Origin of the sequence: Marinomonas ushuaiensis DSM 15871 (assembly GCF_000521805.1) — a bacterium.
Taxonomy (GTDB): Bacteria; Pseudomonadota; Gammaproteobacteria; order Pseudomonadales; family Marinomonadaceae; genus Marinomonas; species Marinomonas ushuaiensis.
The window spans coordinates 577,716-592,690 of record NZ_JAMB01000001.1 but is presented as its reverse complement, the minus strand read 5'-3'; the positions used below and the strand labels follow the sequence as shown (position 1 = coordinate 592,690).

At 41.2% G+C, this 14,975-nt stretch carries 16 protein-coding genes; 15 read left to right on the top strand and 1 reads right to left on the bottom strand.

Going from position 1 to position 14,975, the window contains the following annotated elements; genetic code table 11:
- The first annotated feature begins 10 nt into the window (after positions 1-10).
- The 3 genes from hisH to gshA all read left to right on the top strand — a co-directional run bounded on the left by hisH (position 11) and on the right by gshA (position 3,331).
- Positions 11-673 carry an imidazole glycerol phosphate synthase subunit HisH gene (gene hisH / locus MUS1_RS02790; RefSeq protein ID WP_036158739.1) on the top strand — a complete coding sequence of 221 codons (663 nt, stop codon included), beginning with the start codon at positions 11-13 and terminating at the stop codon, positions 671-673.
- A gap of 32 nt (positions 674-705) precedes the next feature.
- On the top strand, positions 706-1,479 hold the full coding sequence (hisF, locus tag MUS1_RS02785; RefSeq protein WP_036158736.1) for an imidazole glycerol phosphate synthase subunit HisF: 774 nt from the start codon (positions 706-708) through the stop codon (positions 1,477-1,479).
- Between the two features lie 259 nt (positions 1,480-1,738).
- The gene (gshA, locus tag MUS1_RS02780; RefSeq protein ID WP_036158733.1) at positions 1,739-3,331 is read left to right on the top strand and encodes a glutamate--cysteine ligase; all 1,593 of its coding nucleotides are present in this window, start codon (positions 1,739-1,741) and stop codon (positions 3,329-3,331) included.
- 105 nt (positions 3,332-3,436) lie between these two features.
- Here the strand turns inward: gshA and yihA are convergent, their stop codons facing one another.
- Positions 3,437-4,081, bottom strand: coding sequence for a ribosome biogenesis GTP-binding protein YihA/YsxC (gene yihA, locus MUS1_RS02775; protein WP_036158731.1), 645 nt, complete (start codon positions 4,079-4,081; stop codon positions 3,437-3,439).
- Between the two features lie 346 nt (positions 4,082-4,427).
- Here yihA and MUS1_RS02770 point away from each other — a divergent pair, with 346 nt between their 5' ends.
- From MUS1_RS02770 to MUS1_RS02715, 12 genes are all read left to right on the top strand, one after another.
- Positions 4,428-5,051 carry a thiol:disulfide interchange protein DsbA/DsbL gene (locus tag MUS1_RS02770; RefSeq protein ID WP_036158728.1) on the top strand — a complete coding sequence of 208 codons (624 nt, stop codon included), beginning with the start codon at positions 4,428-4,430 and terminating at the stop codon, positions 5,049-5,051.
- A gap of 16 nt (positions 5,052-5,067) precedes the next feature.
- On the top strand, positions 5,068-6,600 hold the full coding sequence (locus MUS1_RS02765) for a GGDEF domain-containing protein (protein ID WP_036158727.1): 1,533 nt from the start codon (positions 5,068-5,070) through the stop codon (positions 6,598-6,600).
- 134 nt (positions 6,601-6,734) lie between these two features.
- Positions 6,735-7,490: a bifunctional demethylmenaquinone methyltransferase/2-methoxy-6-polyprenyl-1,4-benzoquinol methylase UbiE gene (gene ubiE / locus MUS1_RS02760; RefSeq protein ID WP_036158724.1), complete on the top strand. Its 756-nt coding sequence runs from the start codon at positions 6,735-6,737 to the stop codon at positions 7,488-7,490.
- A 2-nt stretch (positions 7,491-7,492) separates the two neighbouring features.
- Complete coding sequence (gene ubiB / locus MUS1_RS02755) at positions 7,493-9,136, top strand: ubiquinone biosynthesis regulatory protein kinase UbiB (RefSeq protein WP_036158720.1); 1,644 nt, start codon at positions 7,493-7,495, stop codon at positions 9,134-9,136.
- A gap of 16 nt (positions 9,137-9,152) precedes the next feature.
- Positions 9,153-9,485, top strand: coding sequence for a phosphoribosyl-ATP diphosphatase (locus MUS1_RS02750; protein WP_036158718.1), 333 nt, complete (start codon positions 9,153-9,155; stop codon positions 9,483-9,485).
- Between the two features lie 52 nt (positions 9,486-9,537).
- A complete protein-coding gene (tatA, locus tag MUS1_RS02745) occupies positions 9,538-9,756 on the top strand; it encodes a Sec-independent protein translocase subunit TatA (RefSeq protein WP_036158715.1) in 219 nt (72 codons plus the stop codon).
- Positions 9,757-9,759: 3 nt separating this feature from the next.
- Positions 9,760-10,170, top strand: coding sequence for a Sec-independent protein translocase protein TatB (gene tatB / locus MUS1_RS15840; RefSeq protein WP_084035531.1), 411 nt, complete (start codon positions 9,760-9,762; stop codon positions 10,168-10,170).
- A 40-nt stretch (positions 10,171-10,210) separates the two neighbouring features.
- Positions 10,211-10,981 (top strand): twin-arginine translocase subunit TatC, encoded by a 771-nt coding sequence (gene tatC, locus MUS1_RS02735; RefSeq protein ID WP_036158713.1) that lies wholly within the window; start codon positions 10,211-10,213, stop codon positions 10,979-10,981.
- Positions 10,982-11,309: 328 nt separating this feature from the next.
- Positions 11,310-12,056 (top strand): class II aldolase/adducin family protein, encoded by a 747-nt coding sequence (locus MUS1_RS02730; RefSeq protein ID WP_036158709.1) that lies wholly within the window; start codon positions 11,310-11,312, stop codon positions 12,054-12,056.
- Positions 12,057-12,060: 4 nt separating this feature from the next.
- Positions 12,061-12,981 (top strand): 2-hydroxyacid dehydrogenase, encoded by a 921-nt coding sequence (locus tag MUS1_RS02725; protein WP_036158705.1) that lies wholly within the window; start codon positions 12,061-12,063, stop codon positions 12,979-12,981.
- Between the two features lie 96 nt (positions 12,982-13,077).
- On the top strand, positions 13,078-14,193 hold the full coding sequence (locus MUS1_RS02720) for a TauD/TfdA family dioxygenase (RefSeq protein ID WP_036158703.1): 1,116 nt from the start codon (positions 13,078-13,080) through the stop codon (positions 14,191-14,193).
- A gap of 24 nt (positions 14,194-14,217) precedes the next feature.
- Positions 14,218-14,838: an HD domain-containing protein gene (locus MUS1_RS02715; protein WP_036158701.1), complete on the top strand. Its 621-nt coding sequence runs from the start codon at positions 14,218-14,220 to the stop codon at positions 14,836-14,838.
- The last annotated feature ends 137 nt before the right edge of the window (positions 14,839-14,975 follow it).

The following is a 14,975-nucleotide window of genomic DNA, read 5'->3' as shown; positions in this document are numbered from 1 at the left end:
TCCTTACATCATGAGCGAAGTTAAAAAGTCTACTGTTGCCGTGATTGATTACGGCATGGGCAACTTACACTCAGTTGCCAAAGCACTTGAGCACGTGGCAGATGAGAACACGACGGTTGTGGTCACCAGTGATCCAGCGGTCATTGATGCCGCAGATCGAGTTCTTCTTCCCGGCGTTGGTGCGATTCGTGATTGCATCGGTGAAATGCACAGAGCAGGTTTAGTGCCGAGCATTCATAAAGCCATGGCAGAAAAACCCTTTCTAGCTATCTGTGTTGGCATCCAAGCCTTGATGGCTCACAGCGAAGAAAGTAACGGTGTTGATTGTTTAAGCCATTTCCAAGGCAACGCCCTTTTCTTTGGTGAAAAACACAAAGACCATGATGGCAGCAAATTAAAAGTGCCTCATATGGGTTGGAATCAGGTCAAACAAACCATCAAGCACCCGCTTTGGAAAAGCATTCCAGATAATGCACGCTTCTACTTTGTACACAGCTTTTATGTTGTGCCAGAAAATAAAGAAGAAATTGCGGGGACTTGTGATTACGGCTTTGATTTCTGTGTCGCACTAGCGCGCGATAATGTCTTCGCCGTGCAGTTTCACCCAGAAAAAAGCCATAAAGACGGCCTTCAGCTGTACAAGAATTTCATCCACTGGGATGGCAAAGCTTAAGTGCGCTTAACAATCGATATTTGGAGTCATTAATGGGCTTAGCAAAACGCATTATTCCTTGTCTTGATGTAGACAATGGCCGCGTAGTAAAAGGGGTTCAGTTTCTCGACATTCGTGACGCTGGCGATCCAGTTGAAGTAGCAAAACGCTATGACGAACAAGGCGCAGACGAAATCACGTTTCTTGATATCACTGCCAGCTCTGACGACCGAGCAACAACAGTTCATATGGTAGAAGCTATTGCCAGCCAAGTGTTTATTCCTTTAACCGTTGGCGGTGGCATTCGTACTTGCGAAGATATTCGTCGCATGTTGAACGCGGGTGCGGACAAGGTGGGCATTAATACAGCAGCGGTTTTCAACCCTGAATTTGTCCGTGAAGCCGCAGAGCGATTTGGTTCTCAATGTATTGTGGTCGCCATTGATGCTAAAAAAGTCAGCGCGGAAGGCGAAACCGACAAATGGGAAATTTTCACTCATGGTGGTCGTAAGCCGACCGGTTTAGACGCGGTTGAATGGGCGAAAAAAATGGTCGAATACGGCGCAGGTGAAATTCTGCTCACCAGTATGGATCGTGACGGCACCAAGAATGGTTTCGATCTTGGCGTAACTCGTGCAATCAGTGAAGCGGTTCATGTTCCTGTTATTGCATCTGGCGGCGTTGGCAACCTAGATCACCTTGTTGATGGTGTAACCAAAGGCAAAGCGGATGCAGTTTTGGCGGCGAGTATTTTCCATTTTGGGGAATACAGTGTACAAGAAGCTAAGCAACGCATGAGCGATGCAGGCATAGAAATGCGTTTGTGATAGTTATTTATGTCTTGTAGGTTTGCATTAGGGAGGCACGACCGTAATCAAACAATAACCGGTGATTGTGATTGTATTCTGATTGCCGGATTACGCCTCGTCCCTCGTCTAATCCGACCTACATTAAGACTATTTGTGTTACTTTAAAGTCTGCATATTTTGCGCATAAGTAATCTCTCTCTTGCTGTTATTAAGCTCTGCCGAGTACAATCCTCGACATTACTTTTCTACTAAGCCTCACCCATTGAAGGACGACTTCTTGACTACTTTAACCGATACTTTACATGCACTGTCGAGTTACTGCCTAAAAGATGCGGCGTCATCCGCGTTAACTTTCCATCGTGGTGTAGAACGTGAAGCTTTACGTGTTAACCATTCTGACGGTCGTATATCTCATAAACCTCACCCTAAAGCCTTAGGTTCGGCACTTACTCATAGTTCGATTACAACGGATTACTCTGAGTCCTTGATGGAGTTTATTACACAGGTTCATCCCAGTGTTGAAGGCGTGATAACGGAATTAGACAACATCCATAACTTGGTCAATCATGAGCTTTACAAGCAAGATGAGTCTTTATGGCCTGCGAGCATGCCTTGTTATCTGGAAAATAACGAAGACGTCCCCATTGCATATTATGGCGAATCGAATACCGGTAAATTGAAAAGTGTTTATCGTGAAGGGTTGTCGAATCGCTATGGCCGTGTCATGCAGTGTATCGCTGGCATGCATTATAATTTTTCATTCGATAAAGACTTTTGGCTTTTCCTAGAAAATTACAAAGGTAAGACGCCATCAACACCTAAGCAAAAACAAGATTTTCAGTCTGAAAGTTATTTCGCTTTAATTCGTAATTTCCGCCGTAACTCTTGGATGCTTTCATTATTCTTTGGCGCCTCACCTGCTATCGATGAAAGCTTTTTACAGCAAAAACCTAACCTTCTAAGTGAACTTGGAACACACACTTGGTTTGGTCCTAAAGCAACGTCTCTTCGCATGAGTGACCTTGGTTATCAAAACAAAGCTCAAGCCGATTTGTATGTTTGTTATAACGAAGTCGATACTTATATCAACACGGTTAAAAAAGCCCTACAGACACCTTACCAGCGCTACCAAGACATTGGCGTTAAGGTAGATGGCAAGTATCGCCAGTTAAACAGCAATCTTTTGCAAATCGAAAACGAATACTACAGCGACATTCGACCGAAACGCGTGACTCAATCTGGCGAGCATCCAAGCGCGGCTCTGCATGCTCGAGGCGTTGAATACATTGAAGTACGCATTATGGATTTAGATCCAAGTTCTTCCATTGGTATGCATTCCTCTACCTTATATTTCATTGACGTATTTTTACTTTATTGTATGTTACGTGGCGATGAGCGTTTAGGAATGAGTGAATGCAGTCAACTGCGAAAAATGCAGCAAGAGATTGCTTCCCATGGACGTGATTTAGACATGGATTTTGATTTTGGCCAAGGGCCGATTAAACTTCGCGACAAAGCATCGAGCATGCTAGATGAATTGGCGATTGTTGCAGATTTTCTAGCAGAAAAAACAGGCAACTCAGCGTACCAAGAGGCTATTGAAGTACAAGCCAAGAAACTGGAGAACGAAACGCTTCTACCTTCCGCTAAACTATTAGATCGTTGCAACGCTGAAAATGGCTTTCAAAATGCAATGTTAGCCTTGTCGAAGGAGCAACAAGCACAGTGGATGAAACAGCCGTTATCGGATGAACTTATTCATGAATTTATGGAAAAAACTGCGAGATCGTTACGCGAACAAGATGCGATTGAAGCAGAAGATACAGTTGATTTTGATACTTTCTTAGCTGATTATTTAAAACCACAGTGATTGTAAGTTTCAACACTTTCAGATCCAAGTGAACGAGCTCTATTCTTACAAAATACAGAGCTAAAAAAAGCCTCAACCGAGGCTTTTTTTGTTTCTCCTAATGCATTAAGCATTAGGAGAAATTGGAATTTCTTCAAGGTTTTCAAACACTAACCATTCCGCAAGTTTGATACGAAGGTCGTCTACGCCATCACCACTCAAAGAAGAAAAGGTTTGCACAGAACCATCAACACCTAGGTTTTTAATGACTTTCTGAACCGCTAACATGGTTGATTTTGCAGGACCACGCTTCAACTTATCTGATTTGGTCAGTAACACATGAACTTTCATACCATTGGATCTTGCCCAATCCAGCATCATTTCATCGAATTCTTTTAATGGATGACGAATGTCCATAACCAAAACAACACCAGCCAATGAACGACGGTTCATCAAATAATCTTGCATGTGAGCTTGCCAGACTTTTTTCATGGCAATAGGCACTTTTGCAAAACCATAACCAGGAAGGTCAATCAGACGACGATCTTCCACATTCAAACCAAAACAGTTAATTAACTGAGTTCGACCTGGTGTTTTTGATGTACGAGCCAGCTTCTTTTGGTTGGTCAAGGTATTTAATGCAGTAGATTTACCCGCATTCGAGCGACCAGCAAAAGCTACTTCAACACCCTGATCTAAAGGGCACTGAGAAAGTTTTTCAGCACTTTTAATAAAGTGTGCAGACTGGAAAGTAGAGTCAAAAGGAGTCATAAGTTGATATTCGTCAATGGATTCAGATTAGCGTATGTTTTATCTTACCGAATGCAGTCTTCATGCAAGATATTTAGTTGTCTATAATGCCAGCAAACACCTAGATTTACCATGTTAAACACGAAAAGTAGATGTAATCAGAGTAATTGCTTAAAATCCACATCGTCATTATGTCCACTTTAGGTAAAACAGTCTAAATATCGATGATTTAACGGATAATATTGTTGTAAATATTATGTAAACTTATCAAAATATTAGAACCTTACACCTGTTATAGAATCGTATTCACTTACAAATTTGTGCATTATGTACGAATACCTTTAGTAAATATGATTAGGAGCAATTCATGATAAAGCTGTTTTCAGCCTTAATTTTTTCCATTTTCATCCCGCTAACAGCAGCCGCCGCTGACTATAGTGATGGTAATGGTTACACAACAATCAAAACACCCGTTCGAACTGCTGACCCAAGCAAAGTCGAAGTAACGGAAATATTTTGGTATGGCTGTCCACATTGTTACAGCCTTGAACCAATCACGCTTGCATGGGAAAAAAATGCGCCAAGCGATGTTGACTTTAAATTCTTACCAGCCGTTTTTGGTCGTAATTGGTTAGCTCATGCTAAAGCTTTCTATGTTGCTGATTTGTTAGGAATAGAAGATAAAGTTCGCGCCGATATCTTTAACACTATCCATGTTGAGCGTCGTCCACTAAACTCTGAAGACGCACTTGCTAGTTTTTTCGCAAAATATGATGTGAGCGAAGATGAATTTCGTAAACTGTATAATTCATTTGCAGTAAACAGCCGCCTAAGCCAAGCTGATGCAAAAATTCGTGCTTACGGTGCTCGTGGCGTTCCAGGGCTGATCGTAAACGGTAAGTATTTGGTATCTGCTCAAACCGCAAACGGAAATGAAAACATTTATAAAGTGGTTGATTTCTTGATTGAGAAAGAACGACAAGAAAAATAATACATAATGAGGCGATATGACGGATTCATCGAGTGACAAACTGATAGAAGTGTTACGTAAAGCCGTTTCTAGAACCAGTATACTGGCTGAAGGAAATGACCCCGAACTTGATTCCGTTGTTCGCCAAATTAGACAAGCTACAACGACAGGGATAGATGCCAAAGCAATATTGGATGTGTTGAATAATGCTGAACCGCTTTTAATTAAAAGCGATCAGACACAGATGAATCGTGCGAAGCAAGTAAGACATACGTTAGAAGCACTTATCGACCTTCTTGTAGAACAAGGAAGTAACCCCGTCCCCCAGAATGAAAAAAAACAACTCGAAGCGCAAATCCGCTCACATTGGCAATCACCTGCACAGTGGCCAATATTACTAACTGGCTTCCTTACGCTAGTAGAAAAAACATTACATCAAGCGTCATATAGCAGCGAACAGCCGAAAAACTCATTATTTAAACGTTTATTTAACCGAAGATCAGAGTCAGAAGATACGCAAAGCAATCAAGATATCATGCTACGTATCAGTCACACATTAGCGGGGCTAATGGATAATCTACAGCTCCCAAACCATTATGATGATGACATAGCTGATCTAGTAAAAGCTCTACAAAGCACTAACGACATACAACTACTCCCTGACTTGATGGACGAAGTCATCAATTTTGTGATGGTTGCCATAGGCAAAACTCAAGAAAGCTTAGCCAATTACCTAACACAATTAAACAAGCAACTTGCCAGCATCAACCAAACTGTTACGAGCAGCTATAATTCACAAAAATCTTTATCTGAAAGCCGTGAAGGTTTTAATAACAAACTGCAAATGCAAGTGAACGACACTTCACAGGCAATGCAAGGCATAAACGATCTAGACAGCTTAAAGTCATTAATCAATGATCGTTTATCGACTATATCAAGCACGATGTCAGAACATAGACTGCAAATGCAGGAAAGAGAAAAACAAGCGAACCAATCGATCACTTCGTTAAAGAACAAAGTGGTTAGAATGGAAAAAGACTCCACTTCTTTGCGATCTTTATTACAAGAAAAAATGGCTCTGGCAATGACGGACTCACTAACCGGCTTGCCTAATCGTACAGCTTATCAAGACACAGCACTTCCTCTTTGCAAGGTAATGCAAAAAACAAACAAAAACATTTGCTTGGCAGTCTGTGATATAGACTACTTCAAAAAGGTTAATGACACTTGGGGACATTTAGCTGGCGATAAAGTGTTGCGCTTAGTTCCTAAACAAATCCGTAGTGTCTTAGCAAAAGAAGACCTTATCTTTCGCTACGGTGGCGAAGAGTTTGTTATTATCTTCCCCGATACAACATTAGCCGATGCAACAACACGCGCAGAAGCGATTCGAGCGACAGTAGAAAGAACACCTTTCAATATGAAAGGTGAGCCGGTTTCAATCTCAGTTTCAATTGGTATTGCGGAACTACAAAGCCAAGAAGACCCTGAATCCTTATTTTCTCGTGCCGATAAAAACCTCTACATGGCAAAAGAATCTGGACGAAATAAAGTCATCGCGAATAAATAGAATAGATAAAGCAGTACCAGAGCATTACGGTCGCGGTTACAATAGATATTAACATTGAACTCAACACAGCACTCAAACCGTCACAACAGTTGTAAAAAATGACGCGTGATAACGTCACTAGGATGAAATAGTTTATGCAAGACGATCAGAAAAAAACCACCGACTTTGGCTTTAAAGAAATTCCAACAGACGAGAAAGTACAAGCTGTTGCGCAAGTCTTTCATTCTGTAGCGGCAAAGTACGACATTATGAATGATCTTATGTCTGGTGGTATTCATCGTCTTTGGAAACGCCATACCATTAGTCAATCTGGTGTTCGTGCCGGTAACTGCGTGTTAGATATTGCTGGCGGAACAGGTGATTTAACGCTGAAATTTTCTCGTTTGGTTGGCAGTGAAGGCCAAGTTATTCTGGCTGACATTAATGACTCCATGCTTAAAGTGGGTCGTGACAAGCTTGCAAACCAAGGTATCGTTGGCAACGTGAAATTTGTTCAAGCCAATGCAGAAGCCTTGCCGTTTCCTGATAACACATTCGACTGCATCACCATTGCCTTTGGTTTGCGAAACGTCACAGATAAATCCAAAGCATTAGCGTCTATGTACCGTGTTCTGAAACCCGGTGGACGTCTATTAGTATTGGAATTTTCTAAACCAAAATCTGAAATGCTGTCACAAGTCTACGACCAATATTCTTTCCGCCTTTTGCCAGCCATGGGCAAACTGATTGCTAATGATTCAGAAAGCTATCGTTATCTTGCGGAATCTATCCGTATGCACCCAGACCAAGAAACATTAAAAAGCATGATGGATGACGTTGGCTTCGAACGTACAAGCTACCAAAATTTAACTGGCGGTATTGTAGCCCTGCATAAAGGGTTTAAATTCTAATTATGTTGACCAGTGTTTTACGTTTATTACGCATTATATTTACCGTAATACGTTTTCGTCTTGATGTGTTTATTCCTTTTGCTTTATTGCCTTGGTACATACGCTGTACGCTGGGATTGGTTTGTTCTATCGGCCGAAAACGTGCCAGTAAAAACAAAGGTGAACGCCTTCGCTTAGCTCTGGAGTCACTTGGCCCTATCTTTGTTAAGTTCGGCCAAATCCTATCTACGAGACGAGATTTATTAGACGATGAGATCGCCGATGAACTTGCTAAACTTCAAGACAAGGTTCCTGCCTTTTCAGGTCAAGTTGCTCAAGCCATTATCGAACGGGATTTAAAAGCTCCGGTTTCAGAATTATTTGCTGAATTCTCTGTCGAACCATTAGCCTCTGCTTCCATCGCTCAAGTTCATACCGCCACTCTGCATTCCGGCGAAGACGTTATCGTAAAGGTCATTCGTCCTAAAATCGAAAAAACCATAGGCAAAGACATTAAACTGCTTTATACCTTGGCAAACCTTGTTGCTAACATAAGCGAAGATGGCCGCCGTTTACGACCGGTTGAAGTCGTTACTGATTACGAATACACCATTCTGGATGAACTAGATCTCGCCAAAGAGGCCGCAAACACTGGCTTATTACAACGTAATTTTGTCGGTTCAGATTTACTGTATGTACCGCAAATTTACTGGGATTATAGCCATCGCAACGTCATGGTTATGGAGCGCATTTACGGCATTCCTGTGGCAGATATTCCAGCGCTGAATAAAGCCAATGTGAATATGAAATGTTTGGCCGAACGCGGTGTAGAAATATTTTTTACACAAGTTTTTTCTCACAGTTTCTTTCATGCGGATATGCATCCGGGCAATATTTTCGTTGATGTTAGCAACCCTGAAAAACCCAAATACATTGCGATTGACTGCGCCATTATGGGCAGCCTTGATGACGCAGACAAAAACTATTTAGCACGTAACCTTTTAGCCTTTTTCCAGCGTGATTATCGTTTGGTTGCTGAATTACATGTAGAAAGTGGCTGGGTTCCAAAAGGCACACCCGTACACGCCTTTGAATCAGCAATTCGAAGTGTTTGTGAGCCAATGTTTGCAAAACCACTCAAAGACATTTCATTTGGCCAAGTATTGATTGGTTTATTTCAAACGGCACGCCGCTTTAATATGGAAGTGCAACCTCAATTGGTTTTATTAGAAAAAACGCTATTAAACATTGAAGGTCTAGGCCGTCAGCTTTACCCTGATTTAGACTTATGGGTTACTGCCAAACCATTTTTAGAGCATTGGATGCGCGAACAAATGGGACCAAAACGTGTAATGGAAGAAGCCCGTAAACAGGCACCACAATGGGCTGGACAGCTACCTCAAATCCCTAATCTGATTTTCACCGCCTTGTCTCAAATGTCACATCAAGACGAACGCATTCAGGCACAAACAGAAGCTATTGACCAATTAGGTAAAGAGCTGAAAAAGAGTCGTAAAAACTTGCCGTTCCGATTACTTGGTGTAATGTGTTTGGGCGCCGCATGGGTATTTACAGACCCAGCTTCCATGGAACATTTATTGACAGCTGATTTAACCAGTTTGGGATTATTTTTAGCAGGACTGTACCTGCTCGTCTTAAAACCGTAATATTCGAGAGACTATAATGAAGACCGATGTATTGGCTAAACTAGCAGCCACTCTAGAACAACGTAAAGGTGCCGCGGCAGATTCTTCCTATGTCGCCAGTCTACATGCAAAGGGGTTAAATAAAATCCTCGAGAAAGTGGGCGAAGAAAGCATTGAAACCATTATTGCGGCCAAAGATTCTGTCATCTCAGGTGATAAGTCTGATTTGATTTATGAAACAGCTGACCTTTGGTTTCACACCCTAGTTATGTTATCTCATTTAGATATTGGCCCTGATGCTATACTGGACGAATTAGCTCGTCGATTTGATTTGTCTGGTTTAGAAGAAAAAGCCAATCGAACTAAATAATAAATATGTGCGCTAATTAAGCGATTAAACGAATAAGCAACTGGAGAACTGTATGTTAGGTGGTATTAGTATTTGGCAATTATTGATTGTTTTAGCAATCCTAATTCTTATTTTCGGCACAAAAAAACTGAAAAACCTAGGCGCTGATTTAGGCGGTGCGGTTAAAGGTTTTAAACAAGCCGTAGACAAAGAAGATGACGTTGCCGATGAGAAAACAACTCAGAGTAAAGTCATTGATAGTGAAGTAAAAAAAGACGATAAGAGCGCCTAATCTGTGTTCGACATCGGCTTTTCTGAACTTTTAGTTGTCTTCGTTGTAGGTCTATTAATTCTTGGGCCAGAACGCTTGCCTCATGCTGCAAAAACAGCGGGGCTTTGGGTGCGTAAGATTCGTCGCAGCATCAACTCTGTGCAGAGAGAGATTAACGCACAACTTGATCAAGAAGAACTGCAGCAAAAAATCACCGAAACCAATCAACATCTTCTTAAAGAAGAGAAAACGATACAGAATACCATTACCCCTCTTCCTGAGTCCTATGCGCAAGAACCTATGAAGCCTATAGCAGAAAACACAGTGAACAATGAAGAAGCACCTTTGGCTGTCTCTGATAAACAAGAAGCTGACTTAGCACCATTGCCAGATACGGAAGAAAAAGCACCTGAGACAACAACATCTCGTTCCTAGTTAACACTGACTTAAATGACGCGCGGAAATGTAACGCATTATGAGTACAAGCTCTCCAAACCAAGCACCTTTAGTCGCTCATCTTATTGAGCTAAGAAACCGTTTATTAAAAGCGGTTCTTGTTATTCTAGTTCTGTTTCTCGGTTTATATGCCTTTGCTAACGATTTGTATCTCATCGTGTCAGAGCCATTACGCTTGTTACTGCCGCCTGGAAGCTCATTGATCGCAACAGAAGTGGCTTCGCCCTTTCTAGCGCCTTTAAAGCTAACGTTCGCTGTTGCGGTCTTGCTGTCTGTTCCTTATACACTCTTTCAAGCTTGGTCTTTCATTGCCCCTGCTTTGTATAAGAATGAAAAACGTATTGCGATTCCTTTGCTTATCTCCAGTATTTTTCTTTTTTACGCTGGTGTTTTGTTCGCTTATTACGTTGTTTTACCCTTGATTTTTGGTTTCTTCACAACCGTTGGTCCGGGCGAAGTGACCGTTATGACGGACATCAACAACTACTTAAACTTTGTCTTAAAACTCTTCTTTGCGTTTGGTGTGACATTTGAAATCCCAGTCGCCACGTACTTGCTTATTAAAGCTGGCGTTACAACTGTTGCGACACTATCAAAAAAACGCCCTTATATTTTCCTTGGCTGCTTTGTCGTTGGTATGTTGATTACTCCGCCTGATATTTTCTCTCAAACTTTGTTGGCTATTCCTATGTGGATGCTGTTTGAATTGGGTCTCATTGCAGGTAGAACTGTGAAAATACCAGAAGATGATGAAGAAACTGAAGAACCGAGCCCTGAAGTTAATGAATAATTACTGATTTTATATTCAATCATCCCAAAATCGCCTCAACTTATTGGGGCGTTTTTTTTTGCTTTTTAGAATTCTTATTAAACATATGGAATAAAGAATCAAACAATTCCATCAACACTTAGTTTTTCACAAAAGAATAAAAAGTTAAAAATGTCGTCAGTATGCAATAAGAGGTCGGCTTAATATCATGGATAAAAGACCCTCTCACGATAAAATAAATACCGTGGTTATATATTGTCATCATAAAGAACTATGACTCAGACAACATACGCGTCACTGCGTCAGCACTAGATTTGATTTAAACAAGAAGGTTTATTGGAGCGAAATAATGAGTAATGACAATTCACAACAAGAAGCCGTGTTACGTCGTGACTTAGCGGCAGCCTATCGTCTCGCTGCGATGCTGGGTTGGGAAGACACGATATACACTCACTTTTCAGTGCGCTTACCCGACATAGATGACACGCCACGGTTCTTAATTAATCCTTTCGGTCTTATGTTTGATGAGGTTAAAGCAAGTGATTTGGTCATCGTTGATGTTAATGGCAAAATTTTAGAAGGCGATTCAGATTATAATTTAGCTGGCTTTACGATTCACAGCGCTGTACATACGGCTCGTGATGATGCTCATTGCGTGATGCACACGCACACCGTTCCTGGTATGGCATTAGCCGCTTGTGATGACGGATTGTTGATGCTGAATCAAATTAGTACCGAATTCTATAATAACCTTGGCTACCATGATTACGAAGGTGTCGCATGGAACCTTGAAGAACGTACAAGAATCCAGCAATCTCTTGGCGACAATATCGGCTTGGTTTTGCGTAATCACGGTTTGCTTACCGTCGGTGAAACCGTCGCTGATGCGTTTCAAATCATGTACTACTTAAACAAAGCCTGTGAAATTCAGTTAGCTACCGCTCAAATGGCAGGTTTAAATAAAATCGTGCCCATTCCTGAGAAGCTCGCGGCACACGTTAACTCTCAATTTAAAGGTGTTGAACATGAACGCCATTTCGTTTGGCAAGCTTGGCTAAGAAAATTAGATCGAATCGATCCTTCGTATAAGGATTAATGCGATGACCATGTCTATATTATTAGCGTCTAATGACGTCGATTTTAGCAATGCCATTAAAGCTGAACTGCAACAGTCCTATCCAACAATACAAGCTTATCTACCTGGCGAAGTCGGCTCGAAAGATGCCGAATTGGCCGCTTGCTGGCATCCATCAGACTCTTTATTAGTCGACTATCCAAACATCAAAGTACTGCATGCACTGTCTGCAGGAGTAGATCATTTAGGGAAAAAATTACTGATGTCTGGATTACCCATTTGCCGCATCGTGGATCCAGTTCAAAAACAGGGCATGTTGGAATATATCTTATGGGGGATTTTGAATTATCAGCGAGATTTTGAGCAATATCGAAAGTTTCAAGATAACAAACAATGGCAAGTCTTACTCCAGCGACCGGCATCCGACACTCAAATCAGTTTATTAGGATTAGGTGAAATCGGCGCTTATGTCGCAGAGAAGCTCGCGCAATTTGGTTACACCGTTCATGGTTGGTCTCGAAGCCCAAAAGAATTGATTGGCGTCAATTGTTACCATGGTGAAGAAGGTCTAAACACCGTTCTCAGTAAAGCAGGTGTACTCGTTAATTTATTACCACTCAACCCTCATACTCAAGGTATTTTGTCCCAAGTAACATTCAATAAAATGCCTGAAAATGCTTATTTAATTAATTGCGGACGTGGCGGTCATCTTGTCAGTGAGGATTTAACCCTCGCGATTCAGTCTGGACATCTAACAGGTGCTCTTTTGGATGTATTCGACGAAGAACCTTTACCTAGCGATCATTACCTATGGACAACCAAAGGTGTGATTGTGACACCTCATATTGCTTCATCATCCTCCCTATCTGACATTGTTAATCAAGTCGTTATAAATATGATGCTTTATCAAAAAGGAGAGTCACTTAAAAACTCTGTTGCTACATAAGCGTCCATCAAGCTCAAAATATATTCAATGATTAAATTGTTTTTAAAAATTGAAAAACAAAGTAGATACTGATTTAAATATAAGTGAAGGGGAATCATGAAAAAAGTAACTTTTTCCATCAACGAAGAGAGCAATACTTTATTTGCTCAGTTTGATGGAAAAGACATTGAGCTAGCCGCTTTATGGCTTAGAGAGCGATGTCAAGACGAGCAACATTTAGACAAGATCTCGAAACAGCGTTTCTTCGACCCTCATCAACTTCCTAATGACCTTAGCATTACAAAAATTGAGCCTATTGCATCGCAAGAAAAACTCACTATATCATTTAGCGATGGATATACAGGAACCTATGATCTAATTGAATTTCATGCAGATTTTGACGTATGGGATGGCACACCTGTATCAAAACCATGGCTAAGCAATATTGATAAAGCTAATTTCTCTGTAGATTTTGATAATTTAAAATCTGATCAAGGCCTCTTAAATGCACTGGAAATTTTTCTAGCGTACGGTCTTATCATTGTAAACGGTGTACCTGAACGCTCCAATGCCGTCATAGAAGTCGCTGAATTATTTGGTAACATTCGTCAAACCAACTTTGGCAAACACTTTGAAGTATACACCCGCCCAAATTCTAACGATTTAGCTTATCGATCTGTATCGTTAGGTGCGCATACTGATAACCCTTATCGTGACCCAATGCCTGGCGTGCAACTACTGCACTGCATTAAAAATGAAACAACGGGGGGCTTATCCACATTAGTAGACAGTTTATCCGTCATAGAGCAATTGCGTAAAGAAGACCCTTACGGTGTCGAGTTACTCAGCACAGTACCGGTTCGATATCGTCACTTTGATCAAGATATAGACCTTATTGAGAGACGTACAATGGTCAAACTCGATTCAGCAAAACGAGTCGAAGGGGTCGCTTATAGTCCTAGGTTAGATTTTCTACCTCTATTAGAACCAGAGCAGCTAAAAACATTCCATCGAGCACGTCAGAGATTAGGGCAGCTATTTTCTGATCCACGTTTTGAATGGCGCTTTAAGCTAGAGCCTGGGCAATTGCAGATGTTTCACAACACTCGTGTTCTGCATGGTCGCACTTCTTTTGACCCTAATGAAGGCTATCGCCATTTGCAAGGTGCTTATATCGACCTTGATGAACCAAAAGGGCGATATGTAGCACTGAAGAGAAAGGTCTCGGTATAAACAAGTGACAAGCAGGAGAAAAAAATGAAAGCAGTACAATTTCGTCAGATGAAAGATGGCACCAAAGAAGAATATGAATTTTTAGAGCAACATGAAATCGAATACGTTGCAGGTTTACCTGATCGCATCATTAGTGCCCTTAGAAACCTTGAACACACATTATCAGGCTATCAAGTAACAAGACTAGAGCATTCTTTGCAGACAGCAACCAGAGCGGAAGCCGATGGTGCAGATGAAGAAATAATCCTTGCGGCCCTTATACACGATATCGGAGATGATCTTTCACCTTACAACCACTCACAACTTGCAGCTTCCATCTTGCGTCCGTATGTACGACCAGAAGTCACTTGGATTATCACTCAACACGGCTTGTTCCAAAACTATTATTACGCTCATTTCTTTGGTGGTAATCCAAATGAACGTGACTACTTAAAAGATCACCCTTGGTACCAAAGTTGTGTCGATTTCTGTGAAAAATGGGACCAAGCATCATTCGATCCAGATTACCCAACCAAGCCTTTAAAATATTTTGAGCCGTTAGTTCGAAAGATTTTCTCAAGACCTCCTTTTTCTGAGCAGTATGTAGGCGCTCAAACTATGGGAAGAAGCGCTGTTGATATCGCTATCTCAGGAGTGGGTGTATAAAAGGATGTCCTGTCTTTAATAAGCGTTTTTTGTAGAGTCTCGCTCTACGAAAGACGTTTGTTATGATCAAGTCTTAGCCTTCATTTAAATACAGCCTCACCTTTTTGAATTTTCTTTCTAGTTGTCGTATTGATGCA

Excerpts from the sequence above, each read along its gene's own strand:
- ubiE (WP_036158724.1), top strand. The coding sequence starts at position 6,735 with ATGCAAGACGATCAGAAAAAAACCACCGACTTTGGCTTTAAAGAAATT.
- MUS1_RS02715 (WP_036158701.1), top strand. The coding sequence starts at position 14,218 with ATGAAAGCAGTACAATTTCGTCAGATGAAAGATGGCACCAAAGAAGAA.
- MUS1_RS02750 (WP_036158718.1), top strand. The coding sequence starts at position 9,153 with ATGAAGACCGATGTATTGGCTAAACTAGCAGCCACTCTAGAACAACGT.
- hisH (WP_036158739.1), top strand. The coding sequence starts at position 11 with ATGAGCGAAGTTAAAAAGTCTACTGTTGCCGTGATTGATTACGGCATG.
- ubiB (WP_036158720.1), top strand. The coding sequence starts at position 7,493 with ATGTTGACCAGTGTTTTACGTTTATTACGCATTATATTTACCGTAATA.
- MUS1_RS02770 (WP_036158728.1), top strand. The coding sequence starts at position 4,428 with ATGATAAAGCTGTTTTCAGCCTTAATTTTTTCCATTTTCATCCCGCTA.
- MUS1_RS02730 (WP_036158709.1), top strand. The coding sequence starts at position 11,310 with ATGAGTAATGACAATTCACAACAAGAAGCCGTGTTACGTCGTGACTTA.
- tatC (WP_036158713.1), top strand. The coding sequence starts at position 10,211 with ATGAGTACAAGCTCTCCAAACCAAGCACCTTTAGTCGCTCATCTTATT.
- MUS1_RS02765 (WP_036158727.1), top strand. The coding sequence starts at position 5,068 with ATGACGGATTCATCGAGTGACAAACTGATAGAAGTGTTACGTAAAGCC.
- MUS1_RS02720 (WP_036158703.1), top strand. The coding sequence starts at position 13,078 with ATGAAAAAAGTAACTTTTTCCATCAACGAAGAGAGCAATACTTTATTT.
- hisF (WP_036158736.1), top strand. The coding sequence starts at position 706 with ATGGGCTTAGCAAAACGCATTATTCCTTGTCTTGATGTAGACAATGGC.
- MUS1_RS02725 (WP_036158705.1), top strand. The coding sequence starts at position 12,061 with ATGACCATGTCTATATTATTAGCGTCTAATGACGTCGATTTTAGCAAT.
- yihA (WP_036158731.1), bottom strand. The coding sequence starts at position 4,081 with ATGACTCCTTTTGACTCTACTTTCCAGTCTGCACACTTTATTAAAAGT.
- tatA (WP_036158715.1), top strand. The coding sequence starts at position 9,538 with ATGTTAGGTGGTATTAGTATTTGGCAATTATTGATTGTTTTAGCAATC.